Source organism: Fibrobacter sp. (genome assembly GCF_045112255.1).
In the GTDB taxonomy this organism is placed as follows: domain Bacteria; phylum Fibrobacterota; class Fibrobacteria; order Fibrobacterales; family Fibrobacteraceae; genus Fibrobacter.
In genome coordinates this window covers 1-25,092 of record NZ_JBGUHR010000033.1, presented here as the reverse complement: position 1 = coordinate 25,092, position 25,092 = coordinate 1, and the positions used below count along the sequence as shown (strand labels likewise).

Below are 25,092 nucleotides of genomic sequence, written 5' to 3'. Positions count from 1 at the left end.
AAATCAGTTTTTGAATCTATCGTTATGAAAATCAAGATATGTTCTAGTCAGAGCCACCAGGAACGCGCCTCCAAGTAAAATACCGAGAAGGCCTTCAATTGTACTTACCACTCGGACTAGAGGATCACTAGAAATAAAGTCTCCGTACCCGATAGTAGTAAAAGAAACTAAAGAATAATATAGAGCTTCTCCGCAACTTAATGGAGCAGGTTCACTTCGACTCGAAAAAGTAGCGTAGAACATTCTTCCCTCATAAAGCCATGTACAAGAACCAATAATCACAAAAAGAACGATCAAAACAATCCATGGATTTAAAAAAAAGTTGAGAATCAGATGAAAATACGCCTTACTTTTTTTATTGTCATGAAACAATTTCTTAGTTGTTATTGCGGCAGAATCTTTTAACGAAATTCCAACGGGAAATGATTTCAAAAATTCGAATGTTTTTTGAAATATGATTTCTCGTGAATCATCAGTCATCATTCTTGCTGTTTTTGCGTTAAAACGAGTTTTAGGCAAGGTGTTCCATTTATAGTCATATATATCGCGCTTATTCAAATCAAATGTTTTATCTACATTTATGTCAGTTCTACATGTCCTTTTTTTTTCAAAAAAAACATTATCGTTTATTCTTACGGCTTCTATTTGTGAGCAACATAATCTTAAATCTTTTATTTTCACATCATGAAAAGAAATTGTACCAATCGATGATTCATAAATATCAAATTTTTCACATAATTTAATATCCGAACAAAAAATTTCATCAACAGCAGAATTTCTAATACTTATAGATTCGATATTTTTTATGTTTGAACTTATTTCTATTTTCCCAAAAACAATAACATTATCAAAGCTGATGGATGCGTGAGAGCATTCATTATCCTTAGAAAGGAAATTTATAAAAAGATTTCCAAAGACAACAGTATTGCGTAAGAGAATAGGATCAAAGTCATTGATTTCTATGGTTGAATCCCATAGATACTTTAAATATAAATTCAAGACACAATCTTGAAAAACACATGGATTAGTTGGAGAACCCTTGATTCCATCAAAATTACTCTCTACAAGACTAGATTCAAGCTTCCCCCCGTTTATTTGAGGAGAGACTTGTTGCAAGCCTATATTTTCATAATTTTCTTTGTTTTTAAAGAATTCATATATTGAACTTCTATCATTAAGATTACTTTCTCTCAAGTTATCAATCATAAATTCTATTTTTTATCGTGAAATTCTACTCAAGATTCTTTTTTACATTTATTTTCTGCTAGTTGATATTGCCATTTCAAATAAAAAAGAGCTATTTGAAATAAGCACATCATAACATATGTTATTAAAGCAAATATATATCCAGGAACCTCCGTAATAACTTTATTCCATATCATCACAAATATGGCACTCGCAAATAAAAAATCACCAACAATTGTTGCCGCAAAAACAAAATCAATCAAAGATTTTTTTTCGTTTTCCATTTACTAATCCTCCTTTTTGAACTTCTTTTTTTACGCGTTCCCATTCATTTTTTAATGTTTTTCGCATTACATTTTTTATTTTTTTTATTTTCACTTCAATTGTCTTTTTTTCATATAAGCCAAAAGGCAAGAATTTTGCATCTTCCAATATATGAATTAATTCTTTATCATTTTCATCTTGATCATTTAACTTCATTACAACGGAGTCTATACATTTAATAAAATTAGAATTATTCCTATCATTTTTTACATTTCTTCCCATTGATTGATAAGCTCTAATTCTTTCTTTTACTTCTCGGTACTCTATGTCATCCTCCATTGATATATTTTCGGGATCATCATGTTCAAGAAAAAAATTATCTTCATAATTTTCTTCCCATTCTTCGGCATCTTTTTCCACATAAACCGTGAGAAATATATAAGAAATAATATTTGAAAAATCATTTCTTAATGTACCGATCCACTTTATTCTTTCGTTTGTTATTGTATTAACATATTGCTGCATTTTCACATTTTTTCTATTGTAAATTAAAGAAATTATTGATAAAAGCATTGCACAAATAGATAAAGCCGTTGCATATTTATTTTCTGAAAGAACACCTATTAATTGGTCAATCATTTTTTCATACCTCGATTTCGTTGTTCATTAGTTTGGGGAGTAGGCGGTCGCGGGCTTCCTTGGACGCATTAACTGCATCACTTAACAAGCGTATTTGTTTAAAAACAGTTTGTGTCAATTCAGAATATTTCGCAACCATCGTTCGAGAGGGTATAACAATTTTTTTGTCATTCAGCCTTCCCTGACTTATCTTCGGTTGCGCGACACCAGTAACAATATCCTTTATTTTCATATGCTTACAAAGCATATAAAGAAACTCCGTTGAATAACCATTAGCACCTTGAAATATATGCGCATGATTATTCACCCAAAATTTTCCCCATACATATTGTAACATTGGGGTTTCATCACTTGTAATTACGGTTCCATCTTCCCCAAACAACAGATATACCCCATCAAAGATAAATTTCTCAACACAATCCATTAATGATGCAGCGCCATAATATGGATAAATCTTTTCTTGTTGGTCTCTTTCTTTAGAAGAAAGAGGTTTCCGTTTGCTGTCATAACAAGTTGAGATTTCCGTTATACTACCATAATGCCAGCCTTCGGGAAGGCCGTTTTCGATTTTGGTGGTTTCGTGGCCGGGGTAGCGGAGGTCGATGAACCATTGTTTGTAGAGGCGCTGGGCGGCTTCTTCGAGGAGTTTTATTTGCTTCTGGTTGTTTTCAATCAGGTCGTCGTATGCTGAAAGAATTCCACCTAACTTTTGTTGTATTTTGATATCAGGAAGTTCAATCGCCAAGTTACGAATAGTCGGCATATTTACATGTGCAACGGTCGCTCCATTAGCTGTTCCTGTTAAGCCATATTGTTGTTTAGGTGCCAATAGATAATATGTCAAAAAACTTGGATCTACCTTTTGCTTGTTCGGTCGCAATAAAACAGTTCTTTGACCTAGACAAACCTTTTCTCCTTTTCTGATTAAGGCTACATTTCCTGCGGGTGCTTCACGAGCAAAAATCAAATCATCTTCTTGTGGAACGGCTCTGAAATTTCGTTGATTATAAACATCTTCCGATACTCGGTGCATGTCACTATATACCAATCGTCCTTTACCAACATTCGGCGTTCGCACTAGGGGATAGCCAACACCTTCATCATTTGCAGTAGAATGCGGACAATCAACAATAAATTCGCATACCTCCGACAGAATTGTTTTAGATCCTTCGCTTTGCTCAGGATGACACACTCTCTCGTCTTTCGTCTCTCGTCTTTCGTCTAATCTCACAGTCCCATCTCCTTCATGTTCTTCGAGATGGTTTTCATGAGGGCGTTACTTTCGTCCTGGAGTTTCAGGAGTTCCTGATGGATTTCGGTCATGCGTTCGGCAAAGTCTACGCCGTCATCTTCTACGGGGGCAACACCAACATAGGCACCGGGAGTTAGGCTGTAGTTCTTCTCGGCGATTTCGGCACGGGAGGCAATCTTGCAGAGTCCAAGAATGTCCTTGTACTTGCCGTCACCAAACTTTTCGTAGAGCCAGTCGGCTTCCTTGGCGACTCCGATGATTTCGTCAAGCTCCGCAAGGCGGGCATCCCATTCTTCCTGGGTCTTCTTCTTGCTTTTCTTGTCGGTGGCTTCTACGGCAGTTTTCGCCTGTGCACGGAGCGTTTCGCGATGTTCCTTGAGTTCTGCAAAAGTATTTGCAATCTTTGTGGATTTGCGGAGAATCTTTTCGAGCTGCTTATCTTCGGTGGAATCAGCGTAGGCAAGCAATGATAAACGGTATTCTGCAAGCAGTTCCGTATATTTCTGCGTTTCGCCACGATAGAGCCAAACGATGGCATTCAGGTTCTTGAGTTGCCATTCGTTCCATTCATTCAAAGTGCGGTCAACAACGGTGTAATAGTTGCGAGCATCGATGAACAAAACTTTGTCTTGAATCTTTTTGTGTTTACCCTTATCAAAGAACCAAAGGGTACACGGCAGGCTCTTGGTGTAAAAGAAGTTGTTGCCCACGCTCACCATGCAATCTACATGGCCCGTAGCCACCAGCTTTTCGCGGATGTCTTTGTCCTTGCCTTGGCTATCTGTTGCAGAAGCAGCCATCACAAAGCCTGCACGGCCCGTTTCGTTCAAGTAGCTGTAGAAATAAGAAATCCACAGGTAGTTTCCGTTGCCTATTTCTTTGTCCTTATTTACCGCAGGGAGACCGAAGGGCAAGCGACCTGCATTTTGGCAACTTTCCGCTTTCACCTTATCCACGTTAAAAGGCGGGTTTGCCATCACGTAATCACATTCGCCTGCAAGATTGTGTGCGTCGTGATAGAAAGAGTTCGCCTCATCGCCGGACTTTACTACACCGGTAAGGCCATGCACCGCCATGTTCATCTGGCAAAGCTGTGCATTGTACTCCACCTTTTCTTGACCGTAAAAAGTCATGGCTTCGTTGCTTTCCATGCCGGCGGCGTTCACAAAGTCGCCTGTCTGCACGAACATTCCGCCCGAGCCGCAAGCGGGGTCCAGCAGCACACCATGCGTGGGTTCCAACACATTCACAATCATCTTCACCAAGGACTTTGGCGTAAAGAAAACGCCATCGTCGCTCGCGATGTTCTTGGCAAACTTGCTGAGGAAGTATTCGTAAATGCGGCCCATCACGTCACCGCCTACATCGTCCAATGCGTTGTTGTTGAACGTGCGCAAAAGTTCGGCGAGCAGTTCGTCCTTGAAGTCGGTATAGGTCTTGGGGAGAACACCCTTGAGCTTTTCACTCTGGGCTTCGACAAGTTCCATGGCGTTGTTCACGACTTCGCCAAGGCTGTTGAGCGGCTGGCCGTGCTCGTTCTTGAGTTTTGCCGATGCAATATTTGCGGGCAAGTTCACCAAGTAATCAAATTGCGCTTCTTTCGGGAGGAACAATGCACTCTTCGAAACAAAATCGCTCGGCTCTACAGGGAGAACGCGGCCACCCCTGCTGGGGCGCTTTTTCAAAATTTCGGCTTCGACTCTCTTGAAGCGGCCATAAGCATAACGAAGGAACAAAAGTCCTAAAACAGGCATGCAATACTGATTCGATGTCAACTTGGAATCGGCACGGAGCAAATCGGCAGATTCCCACAAATCGGCTTCAAGTTTCTTTAAACTCTTGTTATCCATTTTGGTCCTTGCTAGTTTCTTGATTGAGCATGTATTTCCCTTTGCCATTTCCTTGCACGGGCTTTATAACGCCCAAACTAAACATTTTCTTTATAATTCCGATTGCGGCAGTTTTGCTAACCTTAAGGGAATTGGCAACATACTTGGCTCCAAAGACCTGTTGCAACCCAACTTCGGTAATCATTGCCTTCATGTGCCTTTTCATCGTTATATTGTACGTTGAAGCGTCTACCATTTTTTCAAAGTTAAGTTTTTGCAGGCCAAAGTCAACTTTTTTCGGAGAAAAGTCACTCTTTTTAGGATTAAAGTCAACCTTTTCCGGAGCAAAGTCAACTTTTTTTAAAACATAACCCGAATTTCGAATAATGGCTTTCAAAATAAAGGAGTCCTGTTTGTATTCCGGCTTGGGCAGCCCCTGCGCTTCCATTTCCCGGCACATACGGTCCACACCTTCGCCAAAATCCTTCACGTACTTGTAATCTTTCAAGTATTCCGCGATATGGGAATTGCGTGCAAAATGTGAATTACGAATCTTGTTGATTTTCACCTGACTTGGCAAATTCCCCGGAGATTCCACCACCAAATGGTCATCGAACATCTTGATTTGGATTTCGGTTCCGCGAATGGAATAATCCCTATGGGTTACCGCATTTACGACCAGTTCCGTACGCACAAATTCCGGATATTCTAGTTCGGTGGTAAAGATTCCGCCCGCAGTCAAATAGGTACGTTCCTTGATCTGCGTTTGGATGTAGGCGACCGCCTGGCGAATCTGCTCAAGAATGCGACCTTCAAAAGTCACATCCTTGATAACGTTCATCTCGGCACCGAATTTTTCTTCTGTACCTTCGTAACGGATAAACCTGACTCGGGCCCTCGGGAAAAACGACTGGGGTTTCTTGCCGAACAGCAAAATGGCTGCAACGCTGATTTGCAATTTTCCCTCTTTCTCCTTTGCGAAGTTCTTGTTCTGCAGCAAATACTCTCGTGGGGATTTAGAATATCCGATTAAGCTCAAATATTCTTTGAGATAAGATTCCTCTATATCTTCGTAGCAGGAGTCTGGAACAAGAAAATCTTCAAAGGAACGCAACCCTTTGTCGAGGGTCAGCGTCAAACGGTCATCGTAAGAAAGGAGCTTAGACTTGTCGCCCACACGCATATAAACGTCATGCGCCTGGTTTTCATGAACAAAGGGGCTTGCCTCTATGTGGAATACCAGCACATGGTTCGGCTTGCCTTTGGCATCAACGCATTCAACAAGTTCATGAGCAAACGGAACCGTCGGCGAACAAAAATCCATCGGAACACGTAAAAGTTCATTGACTTCTTTTTCTCGATGATCAACACCTTCAATGCGACGAGTCTTATCCGAAATGCCAACGACAATAATTCCACCATCAGCGTTCGCAAAAGCACACACATGGTTAGAGAAGTCCTTCGGAGCGATGTTGACGCTCTTTCGGTCAAAGGTCTGGGATTCTTCCATGGCTAGAATATCTTCTATACGCACTGGTCCTCCAGATTTACGCTACTCTGTAATGGGTGTAAACGTATTCGTAAACGCGGGCGCGATACATGTTGATGGCCACATCGTCGTAACTTTCGGGCAATTCTTGCCAGAGCGTGTCGCGGATGAGGGTATCCACAGCGGCCTTGGTTTCTTGCTTGTCGGTCCAATGGTCGAGACTTTCGATTTTAGCTTTTACCTTTTCAAGCAATTCTACGGCGACCGATTTCAACTTTTTGATGTCCTGTTTGCTCAAGTCGTCCTTGAAAAGCAAATCGTACATAGAGAGTTCTTCATCGTTTTTGAAACCCTCACGGACAAAACGCTGTTGCTCGGTATCCATAGACGAAGCCAAATCCATCAAGTCCATAAAGGTTTTTTCGATGGTCGCCCTATCCTGTTCGCTATTATATGCGTTGATGATTTCTTGGTAACGCTCGTAGAAATTGATTCTGCCGGAGTTAGTTGCCAATAGCAAGGAAAGCCGCTCTTTTACCAGTTCTTCTAAATCGCGGAGCAAGAGGTTCTTGCGTTTTGCCTTGGCAAATTCGCGACGGAGCAATTCAAAATCAATTTTGCTGATATCGAATTGTTTTGAAGACTTATTTGCGTCGTTCGTGTCCATTTCAATGTATTCATTCACAATCTGGTTCAGCTGAACCATCAAATCCACGTTGGTTACGTGGCGACGTTTAGCCTTCAGATTGCGAGCGACTGCATCTATTGCGTTTATCTTGTCGCGGTTCTCGGTTGTGATGTCTTCGCGATTCGTGTATTTCACCAGACGCGAAAGTTCGGCAGCGTATGTGGAGAATGTCTTCTTGTTCTCAGCCGAAGAACAGACTGCATTTGCGGTGTCCTGGATTGCGGCGATTTTCTCAAAATTCTTGGATTCAATAATCTTTGAAAGCGTCGCTCCGACTCCGCTTAAGAACGCTTCCGTTTTCGCAATAATTTCGATAATGCGATTCAGCAATTCTGACTTGTCGATTGTCGGGTCGGTGTGACCGCCGCTCACATTGTTCGTGTAATCCGCAAGAGCCTTACGCAATGCCTTGACAATGCCTGCATAATCCACAATTAAGCCATTGCTTTTGCCTTCGTTCACGCGGTTCGCGCGAGCAATCGTTTGCATAAGCGTGTGAGCTTTTAACAGTTTATCCAGGTAAAGGCAACTGAGGCTTTTGACATCGAAACCAGTGAGCCACATGGCACAGACAAATACGACGCGAAATTTGTTTTTGGAGTCCTTGAATTCCTTGTCCAGTTCCCGCTTTTCCATTTTGGTGCGGTGAGGCGTAATGTCCAAGCCCCACTTGGCAAAAGTCTGTTGCTCGTTCTGCTCCTGGCTCACAACAACCGCCATTTCCGTTTCACGCATCCACTGGATTTTGCGTTCCAGTTCCTGGGCTTCTTGCTGGGTTGCTGTTTTCAACTGCTTTTCAAGAGCTGCAATTTCTTCGGCCCAGTATTCCTGTACGTAGTTGTACATACGGACGCAAGTCACCTTGTTGAGGCAAACGAACATCGCCTTGCCACTCGTCCAAAGATCGGAATAGTGGTGTGCAAAATCTTTTGCCACCAAACGCAAGCGCGGTTCTGCCGTAAGCAGGTGGTATTCCTTGGCAAAATCCTTTTCAAGCTTTTCTTGCTGTTCCGGGTCAAGGTCCGCTGCTTCAATCGCATTGAGAATCTTATCCGTAATTTCGGGATTCTTGAGTTCCTTGATTTTGTCGGCGCGGTTTTCGTAATAGAGCGGAACGGTTGCTCCATCTTCTACGGCACGCTTGAAGTCGTAAATGGAAATGTAGCCACCAAAAGTTCTTTCGGTGATGTTGTCATCTTTTAAAAGCGGAGTGCCCGTAAAGCCGATTCGCGATGCCGTCGGGAGCAAGGCGCACATATTATCCGCAAACACTCCGTTCTGGCTGCGGTGAGCTTCGTCGGACATCACCAAAATATCGTGGTCCGGATAAATTGGAGCCAAATCTTTCTTGTTGAATTTTTGAATCAGCGTGAAAATGAAACTCGGGTTGCCTTTGAGTTTTGTAACAAGGTCCTTTCCACTTGTAGCGATGAACTTGGATGCTTTTACCTTGCCAAGCATTCCGCAATTTTCAAACGTATCGCTAATCTGCTTGTTCAATTCGTCACGGTCCGTGAGAATGACGATTGTGGGCGAACCTTTAGCACAGCGACGAATCTTCTGCGACAGGAAAAGCATGGAGTAACTCTTGCCGCTCCCCTGCGTATGCCAGAAAACGCCCAACTTGCCATTGCGAAGCTTGCGGTCTTCGTAAGCCTTGAACGCTTCGTTTACGCCAAGATACTGGTGGTTGCGAGCGAGAATTTTGACCGTATTTCCGTCGGAATGATCATAAAGAATAAAGTTCGATAAAAGATCAAGGAACGTTTCTTTTTTGCAAATTCCGCGAAGCATCGTCTGAAGCGCGACGGATCCCGCATCCGATTCCTTGAGACGTTTCCATTCGTGGAAAAAATCATACTTGCTGCCAAGCGTTCCTACTTTAGCCTCTACTCCATTAGAAAGCATCAAAAATGCATTGTAATAGAAAAGCTGCGGAATTGTCGAGAGATAGTCCGTGTAATTATCGTCGTATGCGTTTTGCACGGCGACATCGTTTCGCTTGAGTTCCACAAATAAAAGCGGGATGCCATTTACAAAGCCGACAATATCGGTACGGCGGCGATAAATTTCGCCGTGAATTTTCATTTCCTTGACTGCGAGAAAATCATTGTTCTCGGGATTCGAAAAATCGATGACAAGAGCCTTTTTAACATCCGAAGTGCCATCGGGTTTCTTGTAAGAGACCGGAATGCCATCGCGAATAAAGCCGTACTTTTCTTCGTTGATCTGGAGTAGCGAAGAAGTGCTAAGCGTTGTCGTAAACTTTTGAATGGCTTCGTCAATTTGCACGGACGTAATCCACGGATTCAACTTTTGAAGTGCTTCGCGAAAATACCGTTGCAACAAAACTTCTCTGTAAGTGGTTCGCCCTAATGTTCCACTTTCGCCAAGAATTTCTTGATTATATGCGAATACAACACGCCAACCCAACTCGTTTTGGAGCAAGTCGCCGGCGCTTTCCTGAACAAGGATGTTTTCGCTGTATTCGTAGGACATAAACAAAGAACCTTTTTTTAGGTAAATATAAACAAAAAATTCGCCCGCGTAATTGCGGGCGATGAGCTATAAACATTTGTGTATGGCGGCCCCGGAATAAATCCGGGGTGACTCTTTATTACTTCTTCTTTGCGGTGCTCTTTTTCGGGGCGGTGAAGTAGTTTTTCATGAACTGTTCAAATTCTTCGTCTTCGATTTTGTGCATCACAGAGAGTTTATCGAAAATCCAGCAGAGCTGTTCGTCAGTTTGGATGGCGACGTAGCCGTCTTTGCGGAAGACTTTGAGTTTCAGGAGGCCGCTGTCCCAACGGTTTGAAAGCTTGAAGTCTTCGAGTAAGCGAGACTGTTCCTTGCAAATTGCAAGTTTGTCTGCAAAAGAATAAATCGGGGCGTAGATGTTCGGGTTGCAGAGGTGCAAAAGTCCGTTACGGGCGTTTGCGGGGTTCTTGGCGAACTTCTTGGAGGCAAAGTCTTCGAGCTGTTCCTTGATTTCGGCGACGGTCTTGCCGCGTGTGGCTGCCGGGAGGGTGGAGAACTGGTTCAGGATGCCTTGCAAAAAGCTCAAGTCCCAATTCTTGGAGGATGTGCCGGTGCCTGCTTTCCAGAGACCAGCATTGCCCTTGCCGGTGTTTGCGATGGCGTAGAGGGCGAGTGCCTGCGGGGCGAATTCGCCGTTGGCCGGTGCTGCGGGGATGGCTTCGACGGTTTCACCGAGGAAATTCTCTGCGAGGAACTGGTCGAATGCGTCGTAGATTTCTTCTTTGCCCGGGACTTTGAAACGCGGGGCGCCATTTGCTTTGAGTTCTTTGATTGTTGTCATTTTTCTTCCTTTATTTTTTTCTTACTTAAATATACACAGAAATGTGGGCGCGGGTACAAGGAATTGTAAAACTATAGCGAAATTCCTGTGTCGCGCTCGCTGACGGTGGTAACGGCGGCTTTGAAAGTGTCGTCGCCTGCGATGATGGTGACGCTTTCCTTGGCGCGGGTGATGCCCGTGTATATGATTTGGTTGGTAAGGAGGGGGTGGCCGATTTTGGTCGGCAGGAACATGGTGACGTGTTTGTACTCGGAGCCTTGCGACTTGTGGATGGTGATGGCGAACGCGGTGGTGATGGAATCTTCGGGGAGGACCGAGAGCGGGTAGAAGACAAAGTCGTCGCGGGTTCTTTCGCTGCCCTGGGGTGGCGCCTTTTTGAGCATGAGGCAGGGGGTGTTGCCGTCAAAGACGACGATTCCCGTGTCGCCGTTGTAGAGCTTGAACATTTCCTGATTGCGCGTGATGATAAGGAGTTGTCCAGGGAAATAACCGGAGTCATCCCATTGGATGGTTTCGCCTTGCGTTTTCTTTTGGGCGCGCCAGAGGCTCTTGATTTTGGAACAAACTTTTTTGTTGATGGTTTCGATACCTCGGAGTCCACGACGTTCGGCACAGAGGATTCGCTTTGTCAGCGAAAGTTGCCAGATTTCATTGCGTCGTGCAGTTTCGCTGTGGTTGGGATCGTCCAATTCTGTGCCGGTGCGTTGCGGATTGATCTTTTCGGCGAGTTCAGGGAGTTTTGCAAAATCGCGGGACCATTCGGCAATGAACGATTCGATGCGTTTGTCTTCTTCTTTTTTGGTGAGCGGGGTGTTGTCGGTTTCTAGTTTTCTGTAGAAAACTTTATCCTTGAAGGTCGCTGCGTTTTTGTTTGCGAGGTCGCCAGATGCGTCGGGGATGCGCGCACTCCCAATTTCGTTGGAATCGTGCGCAAATTTGTGCGGAACGAACTTGTTGTTGTCCTTGGTTTCGGCGACTTCCTTAATTTCGGCGGCGAGTTTGCCGATGTTTGAACGATCGTCAAATCGGTTGGATTCGTTGAGCTTGACGGAAAAATCCTTGCCGGATTGCACTTTCAAGATTTCACCGAGAACGGCGCCGGAATCAACAGACGGGAGCTGGAACGGGTCACCGAGAATGAAGATGCGAGCGCCTTCGGGAATGGCTTCGAGAAGCGCTGCGAACATTTCGATGTCGATCATGCTCGCTTCGTCAATGACGAAGATGGAATTCTTGGGGAATTGCTCTTCGTGATTGTACATGAATCCGCCCTTGCTTTTGGAGAATCGGAGCAGACGGTGGATGGTGCTGCTTTCGAGTTCGTTCAGCTTGCGGAAAATGCGCTCGTTTTCATTTTTTTGTTCGTCACGGATTCTGGCGAGGCCGTCGATAAGGCTTTCGCGCATACGGTCGGCGGCTTTGCCGCTCGGGGCGGCGAGATAGATGTTCCAGTTGAGCATTTCGCTGTGGCTTGCGAGTAGATTCCACAGAATGTAAAGAACGACGGTGGTTTTGCCGGTGCCCGGGCCGCCTGTGATAACGAGGTTTTCGGATTGCCCGCGAATGATGGCTTCAGCTTGGCGCTTCTTGATGGTGAATGGCTTGTCGCCGAAAGGCTTGCAGATGTTTGCGATTTTTTCGGTACACAGAGCTATTTCTTCATCGGTCGGTTTGCGACCATCTTTGAATAAAATATTCGCTGCTTTTTTAATCACGCATTTGGCGTCGAAATGCTTGGTGAAATAAAGGTGCGTTCCGTTCTGGCGCTTGGCGAGAATGAACGGCTTGCTTAACGAATCTTCGGCAGATGCTGTGTCGGTCTCGCGGCTTTCCATGATCGTAGAAAAGTCGCTTGTCAAGATGTCTTGAATGCCGTGTGCGATGATACTTGCAAAATCGCTTGCGGTTGCAAAAGCGTTTTCGTCGATATCTTCTTCGGCGGTGCTGATGCGGAGCATCACGAGGCCGTTCCATTTGCGAGTCCACATGTCCGTGAACTGTTCTGCATTCAGCAGAACGCGCGTGTTGCCGTCGTCAAGGAGCGACATGCAGAGCGTCAGGAATTTCTGCGTGTGGAGCGAAATGTCGTTCTTGATTTCAAAAAGCAAGTGGAGCAAGTGCTTGTCAAGCGGGACGAGGCCGCGCATTTCGATAAGCGCGTCAATGAAATCGTCAATTGATTCTGTGGCGAGTATTTTATGGTCCATTTTAATTTTCCTCCTTAACGATGGAGGGCTTGCTCATAAGGTCTTTCACTTTTTGATAGGCGCTTTCGAGATCGAAGAAGCTTTTCCAAGTTTGTGCGTAAATGCCCTTGGGGGTACCGCCTTCGGTGCCGCGAATGAACGCGTAATAGATGCCGCCGAAGTGCTTTTCGAAAATTTCAGATTCGCTCAAGTTTTCGGAGGTGCCTTCGCCGTAGAACTGCTTAAGCCATTGAATCAAGCAGTAGCTGTAAAGTACGCGTTGGATAGAGTAATCGTTATCGACTTTTTCCTTGATCGCTTCGGGCGTGTAATTATTGTTCTCGAGCATGTCCGATTTCCAGTCGAGAATGGAATAGTACTTTTGACCGTTTATGGTGCGGATGAAAAGCAAGTCGATGAAGCCTTTGCAGAAACGCTTGAGAATGTCGCTGTCGGCGCATTTTTCGCCGCTTGCATTATTTTCAGAGTTTGCGCGATTCTCGTTATTGGAGTTCGCCAGAATCTCGTCGGTGGCGTTCTGGTTGAACTGTACTTCGGGCTTGTGGTCGCTTAGCGGAATGTCGATCAGCGCGAAGGTCTGCGGCGCATCTTGTGTTGCATTCCCCGCGCTTTGTTTTGCGCGTTGCACTGAACTGCCCGCGATCTCCGGCAATCTTGCGTTCAGCGTATTCCATGTGTAGCGCGTGGCAATGTCAATCCAGGAGTCTCGATGATTCCAGATAGGGAGCGATTCGCGCTTGAATTCTTCTTCGATGATGTTTCTCGTTTGCGGATTCACGAGAGCGTCTTCGAGCGTCTTGTTTTCTAAACCGAACTCTTGGAACTTGGTGCATTCGAAAATGCGGTGTAGCGCGTTACCGGCATGCGAACCGCGTGGGAACTTGTGTGCGCTCTCGTTCAAATGCGTTTGGTAATCAAGCGAAGCATCCGCTGCGATGGTGCAATTAACGGCGGCGGTATCGATGTCACGAATCTGGACCGTTGGCGTACGCGCTGTTGCGATTTCTTCGCCTTCGCGATTCGTGCGGTTGCCATCATCTGCGTCTACAGGCGAATCCGCTTTTCCGGAAAGCGAACTGTACGAATACTGCATAATGCTTGCGTCGGCGAGTTTGCTTTGCAAACTTGCCATGGCACATTTTTGCTGGATGAGGTTGTCCCGAATTTCATCGGTGCTCAAGACTTTCCCGATTTCGGAATTTTCATTGAGCGGCTTTAAAATGCGCTCCTTGACGGTTTCGCTTAGCTGTTGCGGATTCCAGTTTTCCGCTTTCGGTAAAATTGACGTCAGTTCCGATGCATTCTCGATGAGACCATTGATGGAACTTTCAAGGAATGCGTATTCCGGCTTGACGCCTTTGGTGTTTTTCCATTTCTCGTAACGCGGCAACATGAGAATCGAAGAGGCTCGCGTGAAATCAACGTAGAAGAGTCGCTTCCATTCTTCGAGTTCTTCGCGCTCGCGCGTGGTCTTGGCATGTTCACTGAAGCCGAGGCGGATTTCGTCGTTGTCGTGATAAAGGAACGGGCCTGTTGCGGGGCGCTTGCCCTTGAATCCTGCGACAGAAATCACGACAGGAAATTCGAGACCTTTCGAGGCGTGAATCGTCATGACTTGCACAGCGTCGTAATCGCTGCTTTTTTCGACGAGGTTACCGTCTTCATCATCTGCGTTTTCGCTGTAGCTTGCAAGTGCTTCCAAGTGGCGCACGAGATCTTCAATGGAACAGTTGTGATTGTAAAGGTACTCGATGGCGTAATTGCCGATTTGACGGAGCCTTGCCAAATTTTGCAATCTCGAAATTTCGGTCAAGCGTTCTTCGACTTGCGTATCGCTGTAGATGCGTTCGAGCATTTCTGCGTAACGGCGCTTTTGCGCCAGTTCCGTCCATGCGTTTAATTTTTGGCGCACGGGATTGTTCGGGTCGTCGAACGCTTTGCTTTCGGCATAGTGGATGTCCTGGCGGGTAATCCTGAAAAAGTCCGTGATGAGCGCTTCGCTTAAAAGGCGCCTGTTCCATGCAGAAAAATCAGGTGCGTTAATCGCCTTGAAAATGGCGATCCATTCGGCGCATTCGCGGCAACTGAAAAGATTGCTGTCTTTGTAACGGCTGAACGGAACGCCGGCAGAGCGCATGGCGTCTTCGATGGCGTCCATTTCACCACGGCTGCGGGCGAGTACAGCAAAGTCCTTGAAGGTCACGTTCCGGTATTGCGTGCAGTCGTCTTTCTTGAAAACTTGCAAAGCTGTTTTTTTGCCATCGACGAAAGTACACCAGTCGATGATTTTTTGAACGGCGGCACGAGCGAAATCGACTTCGTTGATGTCTTGATCGCTAACCCAGATGGGAGCGACTTCATTGCCTCCAATTTTAGGCGGAGCCTTGACTTGCTTTTCGTTTTGCGGCGGGAGCGATGGCTCGAAATCGACGAGCTTTGTGGCCCCTTCGTTCGGAGTAAAAAAGTCTCCCTTGAAAAGTTCGTTACAGCCGTTGATGATTCCCGTGGTGGATCTGAAATTTGTCTGTAGCGACATGCCGTTGTTGATTTCGTGAATGGCTTTTTGATAGACGTTCACGTCGGCACTTTGGAAACTGTAAATTGATTGCTTTGGGTCGCCCACGACAAAAATCTTGTCGAAAATGGCACTGAAAATATCCCATTGCAATTGGTTTGTGTCCTGGAATTCGTCAATGATGGCGTACGTGTATTGCGCACGGAGTCTACTCTTGAGCAAGGAATCGCCTTTGCTCGTGTCAAGCGCTGCGCGGTGCACCGAGAGAATCATGTCGTTAAACGACTGGCATTTCTTTTCGGTCTTGTACTTTTGCCATTCGTCGAAAACAGTTGCTGCTTGCGGAATCAAGAAGTTGTTGAGCAAAACGCTATTGATGGAGGGGAGTAATTCTTTTAACGATTTGAATGTCAAAAAAGCTTCGTAAGCGTCGGACGGCCAAGTTGTCCGAACGAAATCGCTGTCCCTGAACGAAACGCCAGAAAAAAGCGTCTTGTCTTTTTCCCAAAGCTTGAGCGCACTTAAAAAATCGCTGATGCAGTTTTTTGAAGTCTTGCTGAATTTCTCGGCCGAATGTTTTTCGAGAGTCGAAAAAGCGTCTCGGAAAATGGCGACGTCGAGAATGTCGTCAAATGTTTTTGCAACGGCAATGGTGCGAATGTCTTCATCGCTTAAAGCAGTATCGCCGAAAGTAATTTGCTCCGGCTTGTCGAGAGGTATGATTTCACGATCGCCTTCGCTACCGCGATAGACATTGACGATATTTTCGAGACCCGTTGCAACTTTGTTGGCGATGGACTGTGCAGAATCGGTCTTGAGCAAAAACTGGAAATCGCTATTGTCGCTCCATTTGTCGCGAATGAACTGTTCGACGAGATCGTGAACTTCGCTATCGTCAATCATCGACATGTCAAACGGTCTGCCTGCATCATAGGCGTATTCCTTGAGCGCCTTTTGGCAGAACGAATGGATTGTGAAAATGGCGGCGTTGTCTACATCTTGGTAAGCCTTGGAAAATAGCGCAAGTGTTGCGTCATCGAGTTCTTTTTCTTCCTCGTTTGTTTTGTCGAGCTTGCGGCTAATAAGGACTTCGTCGATTTTTTTGCGGATGCGGTCTTTGAGTTCGCCGGCGGCCTTTTCGGTGTACGTGACGATGAGAATTTTCTTGAGCGGTGTGCCAAGGCTGATAAGCTTTGCGACCATCAATTGGATGGTGTACGTTTTGCCTGTGCCTGCCGAGGCTTCAATGAAAAGGCTTTTGGAAGGGTCGAATTTTTGGAGACTGAAATTTTCCATAATTAAACCTTCCTTCTTTTTACGTTTTCGCTAACTGTAATTTGCATGAGGCTGCGCATTTTCTTTATCGCATCGTTCCATTCGTTTGTGAAGTTATTGGCTTCAAAACCGACATCGGTGATGGGGTCGAAAAGCGATTTCTTGTCGAAATATTTCCAGCAGTCTAAAAGCTTGTCCTTGAACGCGCGAATGTTTGTAATGCCTTGCGTGTCGAGCAAGTTCGCGGGAATAGCCTTGGAATAAGGGCGCTCCGTTTCGGTGCCGAATGCCGCAGTGTAGATTTCTTGCAAAGTCTCTGTTGCCTTTTGAGGTGTCATGGAAACCGTCGCTGTCGCCGGTTCTGCAGTGGCGTCGGTGTTGTAAATGGAAATCTTTACGGTCTGTTCTGCATCGAGAGTGCTTGCTCTTTGTGCGATGATGGCTAGCGCCTTGACGTAAGGGGATAAGAACTTGTCCAGAGTCGTCTTGCTGTAAGACGAAGAGACCGAAATCATCTCGGAAATCTTGTCGAGATTTTCGCTATTGCACCAGTCGAGCGTTCCCGAAAGTGTCCACTTGCTATCAGCGCTGCGGTCGATTTGAATGTCCTGGATTTTTGCTTGATAGCTCCAGGATTCCTTGATTTGCGAAACGAGATTTTCTCCCATTTTTGCAAGAATCAAGTTCTTTTGCGATTCCATTTCGGCAAGAAGTTTTTCGCCGAAGATGCCGTCGGGCATGTTGCCCTTGAGTGCGGATTCCTTCTTGAATTTTTCAAGCTCTTCGGACTTGTGCGAAAGTTCTGCGGCTACCATCATCTTGAAAAGTTCGCTCTTTTGCAGAGGCTCGAAATGAATTGGCTCGAACAGCTCCTTTTCCGGATCGTCGGATTCGGAGGCGGCGAGCATCTGGCTGATGCGGAATTCGAACGGGTCTTTCAAAAAATCGCTGAGCATGTACAGCGGAACGCGTTCGGGCAATTTTACAGCGATGTTTTCGTCGGCGTTTTGCATCGCGCCAGTTGCGGGATTTACATGGGCAAATCCGTCCTGCATCATGTTCAAGAATGCGCGCTTGTTGCGGAGGCTCTTTTGCGAGAAAAGTTCCGTAAAGTCGCGAGTCTCATCGAGCGAAATTTTGTTCTCGGGCCACGCTTCGGAAAGCCCTATTTTTTCGGCGGGTGCGCCATTCTTATCGCAATTAATAGCGTTGACCAAAAACTTTCGGATGTCGTTCACGACGGAGGTCGGGTAAAGTTCGGCGTCCTTGCGGATGTCCTGATTCACGTAGCTCACGTGGAAACTTTCGCTTGTGCTCATGAGCTGGCAGAGGAATGCGTAACGGCGTTTGGCGATAGGCGAATCGTCGCCCGGCCACGGGCGGCAAGACTTGCGGAGGTCTAGCGTGTTGTGCTGTTTTGCGCCTGGGAAGTTCATGGAATCGCCACCGATAAAGAACAAGTGCTTTACAGGAATAATGCGGTTCGGGATGAAGTTCATGAACGTGACGCCGTTGACAAAGAGCGTTCCGCAACTGTAAGCAGATGACTGTGCGGCGGTGAGGAGAGTCTGCTTGACGACCTTCCACGAGATGCTTTCGAGGCCGGCGTCCATTTGGTTGCGGAGACCTTCGATGGCCTGCATCACGTTATTGACGATAATCGTTTCACTGGCGAAGCCGTCGGGCGCGCCAGACATTGTGATCCATTCGCTGATAAAATCACTGAGCTTGTCGAGGTCGGCGACTTGTCCGGCCTTTCCGAAATCCATCCACATCTTGAGCGATTCGATGCATTCCACGAACTTGCAAAGCGAGCGGTTGTCGCTTGTCGCCATGTCGGCATACGGCATGAGCGTTTCGCTCGAATTTCCGTGTGAAAATACAACGGGATTCTTCGTCATTTTCGCAAGCAGCAAACGGCGAACGCCGCCGAGCCAGTCTTCTTTTTTGTGCTCGCGGTCGCGATAGACGTTCGTCTCTTCGATCCAGCTTTCCCAATTGTTCACGTCGTCTTCGCTGATGTGGCGCGTCTGCTGTACGACCGGATTGCGCAAAAGCGCAAAGAACGTTGGGCGTGTAATGGTTCCCTGTTCGAGAATCGAGAACAAGTTGTCCAGTACGTTTTCGGTCTGTGAACTTCTGGCGGGTGAATCGACAATGGCGAACGGGATGTGCAAAAATCCGTCCTTGTCGTTTTCGCTGGCGTACTTTTTCTTTTCGGGAGTCTGGTCGAAAATCGTCTTGATGGCGGTGCGGTAATCGTCCAATGCGGGCGATACGACGAGAATGTCGCTCACGCGAGCGCCTTCTTGCATGAGTTTGCAGATGCTTGTGTGGAGCGCTTCGATTTCGCGAATCTTGGTCGGCGCTGCGGTCACATCGAGGCTAAAGTCTTTTGATTTGCAATCGCTTGCGGTAAAGTCCGGCAATGTGTTGATGCGGTTTGCAATTGCGTACTGCACCTTGTGCAAAAGCGTATCGTGCGGGAGATCGCTTGCATCGCTTGTGCTGAAGTCGAAATCGTAATTGGCTGCTTGGCACCAGAGCTTGATGTTGTCGCGGCCGGAACGTCCCCAGTTGCAGAGCAGCGTGTTTTCGGATTCCGCTTCTGCGCTTGTGTATTCGGGGATGTCATCGACATCGTTACTTTCGCCCGCATCCGAAATCCCAACGGACATTTTTTCGCGGACCTTGTCGATGTCCCCATTTTTGTCGCTCCACTGTCCACTGCGTGAAATCCAGTTTCGGTGAATCGTTGCGTTTTGCCTGTGAACAGTTGAAGTGTCTTCCCAGAATTCCATACAGGGATTCTGGATGTAGGCGTAAACGTCGTGCGTCTCGGCGTACTTCTGCAAAATTACGCGGTAAAACTGGCCCATGCCTCCGAGGCCAAAAATGAATAGCGGCGTGTTGCCTGTGTGTTCCGTGTGGAATTGAACATTGCCATTTTTGTCGTGGCATGCAATGTAGAGGTACGGGATCGTCATGTATTCCGTGCGTTCGATACCCTTGCGCTTTGCTTCGTTTTCGAAAACTTCGGAAAGCAGCGAAAGCTTCCCGTCGTGGGCGTGGAAAATGGCGGAGTACAGCTTGCGCTGCCAGGCTTCACGCTTTGCAATGTCGTGGTTTGCTATTCCAAAAAAGTCATCCAATTGCCCTTGCTTCCACTTGTCGAGAATGCCCGGTGCAGACTTTCCGTCGGTGCCGCGAATGAAATCGCTCGGCCTGCTTGTCTCGTATTCCAAGAACAGCGAAGCCATCTTGCTTGCAAAGTCAAAAAGGTGCGTCTCGTCGAGCGCTCCGTCGATCACCAGGTAACGTGTGACTTCATCGTCCATCAGCATGTAGTTCGGCGTACCGTTTGTCTCCTTGACGAGGTGCGCGAGAATCACGTTCCGGAGCATGTCGGAATTCAGCTTTTGCTTGTGCGGGTCATCGCCGATGAGAATTTCCATGAGGAAACGGTCGATCATCATCGAATTGAACCCGACGAGCGACTTCTTTTTCTGTACCCATTTTAGCCTGAACCACTGTTCCAGTTTCGGGTCCGGGAACAGGACTGCCGGGGCTTCAAACGGGTTTGTCCATGCCTTGGATACCGCCTCGATCAGTTCATCGGCGAGGTTTTCTAGGTTCAGCGCAAATTTCAGGTAAAGCATGGCTACAATATATTAATCTGTGACACGAATCGCATGTTTTTGATGGATTCATTTTAATTTTGGGGATTTTTCATATATTTTGATGGAGACGGGGCAAGCATGATAAAAAAAGATATAAACCAACAATCTTGGATCGAAAAAAGTAACGCAATTATTGAATCGATTGCGGATGAATTTGATTGTGTTTGCTATGTGGACTTGTCTAAAAGTCCTGAAGAAGATGATGTTGAAATCTTTCATGCCAGCCAGTTTCTCGTGGCTCGTGTTCCTGCGCTTCGCGGGGAACGGAATCTCCATAAGCGTTTTGTGCTTATATGCGAAAATTTTATTTGTGAAGATGACCGTGATATTTTTTATAAAAGCACTCGCCGCGAAACAATTCTTCAAAATCTTGAAAAGAATTCTCAATATGTGGTTCCGTTCAGGTGCGAATTTGAAGGCGCCGAAATTTATTTTCAGATGAACTTTTTTGCGGATCGTGATGAATCTGGTAAACTCAAGGGATTCGTCATGAGGCTTCGCAATGTGGACCGTGATATCCGTTCCAAGCAACGTTACGAACTTGAACGCCATCTTAACGAAAGCATCGTTATGAAATTTGGTGAACGGGTGGAATCTGTATTTGTCTTTAATCCGGTACGGAAAACTTTTAGGACGCTTTACTGTAAAGACGAACTCAAGGGGTTGTTCCCGGCCGAAGGAAAGCTGGATGGCGCAGGCGGCCTTGTCGCTATAAATGTGATTCACCCTGCGGATAGAGCAAGAATATTGCAGGGTCTTAATATGGAAAATATTCTCCACCGGCTTTCTCGCGAGCATAGTTTCCGCTTTTTATTCCGTGATATTGCGCTCGGGTATGCGCGTTGGTACGAAGTACGCGTAATGCGCTTTGATATTGGCGAAGAAAATGAGTTTCTGGTAGGCTTTGTCAACAAGAACGATGAAGTTATCAATAAAAAAATTAACGAAAAAGTCAGTGAAGAATTTGCAAATATTGACCTTATCAACCTGGAAGAGGATATCATACAGGTTATTCGCAGGTCAAAGTATTACAATGGCGTAAAAGAAAAGGATATTATTCCTTTTGAAGTCGGCTTCAAGAACGCGTCAGCATTTGTTCATGAGGAATTCAGGGAACAGTGGAATGAGTTTGGAAGTATTGAAAACTTGAAACGTATTTTTGCGACTACAGATAGCCGGGAAATTGTTTTCAAGCATTTGACGGGTGACGGCTCGTATTTTTGGTGCCGCAACGTGTTTCGTGTCCTGGATAGGATTGACGGTGTCCCGGTAACGCTTGTCATGACGGCCACGGTTGTGGATAGGGACCAGTCCGAAAAGCTCAGCTTGAACGAAAAGCTCGTGCAGCAGAAAAAGGAACTTGAACGAAACCTTTCGATCATTGATGTCTTGGCGTCTGAATATTCGTCGGTTATGTATGTCAATCTTTTGACCGAGGAAATGATCCCGTATTCGATGAATGAAATTTCAAGACCTTATTACGAAATAATGAAGAAGAACGGCATTAAATATATTGATGCCTATTTGCGTTTTGTAAATGAACGGGTCTATGATGCGGATAAGGAGAAGATGCTTGAGGCTGGCAATGTCAGCAATATCAAGGCTTACCTCAAGAACAACAAAACATACGTGACCCTTTTCCGTTCGGAATCGTCGGGACATATGCGCTACAGTGAAATGAAGTTTGTGAAGGTCGGCGCAGACAACGAGGAACCGAAAGCAATAATTGTGGCCTTTGCAAACCGCGATGATGAAGTGAGTGCTCGATTTGTCCATGATAAGATCATGGCCGAGTACGAGGCGATTCTCCTTTGTGATCTGTCGAATGATTCTGCGCGTGAAATTTTGCCGTCGAGGCATGTTGATTTTGGCAACGAGCAACAGCGCAATACATGCTCCTATCGCGCTAGCCGAATGGTGCAGATTGTCGATAGCGAATACAAGGAAGAATGGATGCGCCTTGCAAGCCCGCAATATATCCAGCGGCTCCTTGCACATGACGATCGCCGAGAGCTGCTTTTTAAAGCATCGATTTTCAATAATCCGTGGGTGAGTTTTGTCATGCAGGTCGTGGAACGCCGCAATGGCGTTGCGACTCTCGTGATTATGACATTTGCAGCGGTGGACAAGAAACGTGCCGAAAAAATCCAGCTGAACAAGAAGATAGCAGAGCAGAAAGAGGAGCTGGAACGCAATATTTCCATCATCGAGGCGCTTTCCGCAGAATACACGTCCGTTTATTATATCGATCTTGATTCCGAACAGATAACGCCTTATTCCATGAACAAGGCGACTGCAAATTCGTTTGGTGAAACATTTAAGCAAAATGTTAAATATTCCTTGGCGTACTCCGTGTATGTCGATAAGTTTGTGAGCGGAATCTACAAGAACCGAATGCTCCAGGCGGGTTCCATTAAGAATATCCGGGAACAGCTTGCCAATCGCAAAAGCTTTAACACGATGTACGTGAACTTCCTCAATCGCTATTGCGAGATGAAGTTTGTGAAAGTCGGCGATTCCGATCACCCCCAATATGTGGCGCTTGGCTTTGCAGATAAGGATGATATTCTTCGCAAGGAAATCCAGCAGCAGTCTGTAATCCAGGGTCTTGCCGAGGACTTTGACTTGGTCTGTTATGTCGATACAGTTTCCATGCACGAAAATGTTTATCGCTGTACGGATGTTTTCCCGCGGATCATCAGGAATTGGCGAGAAATTCTGGGATTCAATAAACGGTTGAATGTCATCAAGGATCAGTTTGTTTGTGAAGAAGATCGGGACCAGTTCTACGCATCGACGCGCCGTGAAATCATTCTTGAAAATTTGAAGAACAAGAATGCCTATTATGTGAATTTCAAGGCTAATGTCTTTGACCATGTTGAATACTGGCAGATAAAGTTTGTGTTGACGGCGACGAATCCTGTGCAGATTGTCGCTGGCTTCCATAGCGTTGACGAGGAAACCCGTAAGCAGAAAAAGGACAAGGAGGCTTTGGAACAGGCTCTTCGGATGGCTAATTCTGCAAGCCGCGCAAAGACTACATTCCTCAACAACATGAGCCATGATATCCGTACGCCGATGAATGCCATTATTGGTTTTACGGGTCTTGCTGCGAAGCATATTGACAATAAGGAACAGGTTGCAGATTATCTTGCGAAAATTGAGCAGTCTTCGGAGCATTTGCTGTCGCTTATCAATGATGTCCTGGATATGAGCCGCATTGAATCGGGCAAGATGAATATTATGGATCGTCCAGAACGCCTTGCGGATATAATCCATACGCTCAAGGGAATTGTTCTTTCGGATGTTCGCGCTCGGCAGCAACAGTTCTTTATTGAACTTGAAAACATTAGCAACGAAATGATCATGTGCGATAAGCTGCGCTTGAATCAGGTGTTGCTGAATGTCGTCTCCAATGCCATCAAGTATACGCCTCAAAAAGGTGTCATCTCAATGAATGTCAAGGAGGTTCCTGCTGAACCGGGTTATGGAATTTACGAGTTCCTTGTGAAGGATAATGGTATCGGCATGAGTGAAAATTTCCTGAAGCAGATTTTTGCGCCGTTTACCCGTGTGAATTCTTCGACGGTAAGCGGTATTCAGGGAACAGGCCTTGGCATGTCCATCACGAAAAATATTGTCGATATGATGGGCGGTACGATCCGCATTTTGAGCAAGGAAAATGTTGGCACCGAAGTCATTATGACTTTTAAATTTAAGCTTTGCGATGAACCCAATAGAATTGCTGCTTGCAAAAAGTTCAGGGGCTTGCATTGCCTGATCGTAAACGATCGGCCGAGTGTCTGTAGAACGGTTGATACCGCCGTGAAGCTTGAAGAGTTGTGGTATGACTTGTGCTCCTCTGAAGATGAGGCCCTGGCTTATATAGAAAAATCGAGAGCCTTGAACGATGAATACCGTCTGTTCCTGATTGAATGGAATGTGCCGGGAATGAGGTGCGTTCAAATTGCGCGTAAGATTCGCAAGCTTGTGGATTCTAGAATTCCGATTGTCGTGCTTACTTCGTATGACTGGCTGGATATTGAAAAAGAAGCGCTTGAAGCGGGTGTGACATCTTTCTTTGCTAAGCCGTTGTTTCCGTCGGATTTGCAACAAATGCTTGAACGGTTCTGCGGAAATGTACCGGGGAATGTTGCTGAGTCGGAACAGTTGATTTCGTTGGCCAAATCGTTTGATTTTACTGGCCGCAAGGTGATGGTTGTCGAGGATAATGTGCTCAATCGGGAAATTGCTACGGAAATCTTGGAAGACCGCGGTGTAGAAGTCACTGCGGTGGAACGTGGCGACCTGGCTGTTGAAAAATTGCGTTTCTCGACAAATAAGTATGACGCTGTCCTGATGGATATTCAGATGCCTGGTATTGATGGTTACGAGGCGACCCGCCAGATCCGCAAGCTGAAAAATAACGATGTCGCAAATGTGCCGATTATTGCGATGACGGCAAATGCGTTTGATGAGGATAAACGTGCCGCGATGGAAGCGGGCATGAACGACCATGTGGCAAAACCCGTGGACGTCAATGCCCTCTGCACCACCCTCGCGAAATTCTTTAAATAAGCTTTTAGTGCTGTTCTAAAAAATTTTTATTGATTTTTTTTTTGTTAATTGCGAGAAAAAATGAAAAAAGTGAAAACCTTATATTTCGTCGAGAGAATAAAGCGTCGGCCAAGGATGGGGAGGGTGCAGGGAGGGGCCCGTGCGGCCTTCGCAACTCCGAGCTGGGGCCCCG

The 25,092-nt window shown here is 46.0% G+C and carries 12 protein-coding genes; 1 reads left to right on the top strand and 11 read right to left on the bottom strand.

The features are described from left to right. Positions 1-3: 3 nt before the first annotated feature. The 11 genes from ACJMM9_RS03475 to ACJMM9_RS03425 all read right to left on the bottom strand — a co-directional run bounded on the left by ACJMM9_RS03475 (position 4) and on the right by ACJMM9_RS03425 (position 20,321). Entirely contained in the window at positions 4-1,206 is a 1,203-nt protein-coding gene (locus ACJMM9_RS03475; protein WP_405323893.1) for a potassium channel family protein, read from the bottom strand. Between the two features lie 29 nt (positions 1,207-1,235). After that, positions 1,236-1,469, bottom strand: coding sequence for a hypothetical protein (locus tag ACJMM9_RS03470; RefSeq protein ID WP_405323891.1), 234 nt, complete (start codon positions 1,467-1,469; stop codon positions 1,236-1,238). Beyond that, positions 1,441-2,088 (bottom strand): hypothetical protein, encoded by a 648-nt coding sequence (locus ACJMM9_RS03465; protein WP_405323889.1) that lies wholly within the window; start codon positions 2,086-2,088, stop codon positions 1,441-1,443. The genes ACJMM9_RS03470 and ACJMM9_RS03465 overlap by 29 nt, the downstream gene beginning before the upstream one ends. A 4-nt stretch (positions 2,089-2,092) precedes the next feature. Next, positions 2,093-3,319 carry a restriction endonuclease subunit S gene (locus ACJMM9_RS03460; protein WP_405323887.1) on the bottom strand — a complete coding sequence of 409 codons (1,227 nt, stop codon included), beginning with the start codon at positions 3,317-3,319 and terminating at the stop codon, positions 2,093-2,095. Then, positions 3,316-5,190, bottom strand: a complete 1,875-nt coding sequence (locus ACJMM9_RS03455) for an N-6 DNA methylase (protein ID WP_405323885.1) — start codon at positions 5,188-5,190, stop codon at positions 3,316-3,318. The genes ACJMM9_RS03460 and ACJMM9_RS03455 overlap by 4 nt, the downstream gene beginning before the upstream one ends. After that, positions 5,183-6,679, bottom strand: coding sequence for an ATP-binding protein (locus tag ACJMM9_RS03450; RefSeq protein WP_405324020.1), 1,497 nt, complete (start codon positions 6,677-6,679; stop codon positions 5,183-5,185). The genes ACJMM9_RS03455 and ACJMM9_RS03450 overlap by 8 nt, the downstream gene beginning before the upstream one ends. Before the next feature lie 37 nt (positions 6,680-6,716). Further along, positions 6,717-9,845, bottom strand: coding sequence for a type I restriction endonuclease subunit R (locus ACJMM9_RS03445; protein ID WP_405323883.1), 3,129 nt, complete (start codon positions 9,843-9,845; stop codon positions 6,717-6,719). A gap of 118 nt (positions 9,846-9,963) precedes the next feature. After that, entirely contained in the window at positions 9,964-10,665 is a 702-nt protein-coding gene (locus ACJMM9_RS03440) for a hypothetical protein (RefSeq protein WP_405323881.1), read from the bottom strand. Between the two features lie 71 nt (positions 10,666-10,736). Further along, complete coding sequence (locus ACJMM9_RS03435; protein WP_405323879.1) at positions 10,737-12,872, bottom strand: ATP-dependent RecD-like DNA helicase; 2,136 nt, start codon at positions 12,870-12,872, stop codon at positions 10,737-10,739. A 1-nt stretch (position 12,873) separates the two neighbouring features. Further along, positions 12,874-16,683, bottom strand: a complete 3,810-nt coding sequence (locus ACJMM9_RS03430) for a UvrD-helicase domain-containing protein (protein ID WP_405323877.1) — start codon at positions 16,681-16,683, stop codon at positions 12,874-12,876. Between the two features lie 2 nt (positions 16,684-16,685). Continuing rightward, entirely contained in the window at positions 16,686-20,321 is a 3,636-nt protein-coding gene (locus tag ACJMM9_RS03425) for an exodeoxyribonuclease V subunit gamma (RefSeq protein ID WP_405323875.1), read from the bottom strand. A gap of 99 nt (positions 20,322-20,420) precedes the next feature. On the opposite strand from ACJMM9_RS03425, the gene ACJMM9_RS03420 reads away from it, so the two are divergent. Next, positions 20,421-24,920 (top strand): response regulator, encoded by a 4,500-nt coding sequence (locus ACJMM9_RS03420; RefSeq protein WP_405323873.1) that lies wholly within the window; start codon positions 20,421-20,423, stop codon positions 24,918-24,920. Positions 24,921-25,092: the final 172 nt, after the last annotated feature.

Excerpts from the sequence above, each read along its gene's own strand:
- ACJMM9_RS03435 (WP_405323879.1), bottom strand. The coding sequence starts at position 12,872 with ATGGACCATAAAATACTCGCCACAGAATCAATTGACGATTTCATTGAC.
- ACJMM9_RS03425 (WP_405323875.1), bottom strand. The coding sequence starts at position 20,321 with ATGCTTTACCTGAAATTTGCGCTGAACCTAGAAAACCTCGCCGATGAA.
- ACJMM9_RS03445 (WP_405323883.1), bottom strand. The coding sequence starts at position 9,845 with ATGTCCTACGAATACAGCGAAAACATCCTTGTTCAGGAAAGCGCCGGC.
- ACJMM9_RS03455 (WP_405323885.1), bottom strand. The coding sequence starts at position 5,190 with ATGGATAACAAGAGTTTAAAGAAACTTGAAGCCGATTTGTGGGAATCT.
- ACJMM9_RS03420 (WP_405323873.1), top strand. The coding sequence starts at position 20,421 with ATGATAAAAAAAGATATAAACCAACAATCTTGGATCGAAAAAAGTAAC.
- ACJMM9_RS03440 (WP_405323881.1), bottom strand. The coding sequence starts at position 10,665 with ATGACAACAATCAAAGAACTCAAAGCAAATGGCGCCCCGCGTTTCAAA.
- ACJMM9_RS03475 (WP_405323893.1), bottom strand. The coding sequence starts at position 1,206 with ATGATTGATAACTTGAGAGAAAGTAATCTTAATGATAGAAGTTCAATA.
- ACJMM9_RS03430 (WP_405323877.1), bottom strand. The coding sequence starts at position 16,683 with ATGGAAAATTTCAGTCTCCAAAAATTCGACCCTTCCAAAAGCCTTTTC.
- ACJMM9_RS03450 (WP_405324020.1), bottom strand. The coding sequence starts at position 6,679 with ATGGAAGAATCCCAGACCTTTGACCGAAAGAGCGTCAACATCGCTCCG.
- ACJMM9_RS03465 (WP_405323889.1), bottom strand. The coding sequence starts at position 2,088 with ATGATTGACCAATTAATAGGTGTTCTTTCAGAAAATAAATATGCAACG.
- ACJMM9_RS03470 (WP_405323891.1), bottom strand. The coding sequence starts at position 1,469 with ATGGAAAACGAAAAAAAATCTTTGATTGATTTTGTTTTTGCGGCAACA.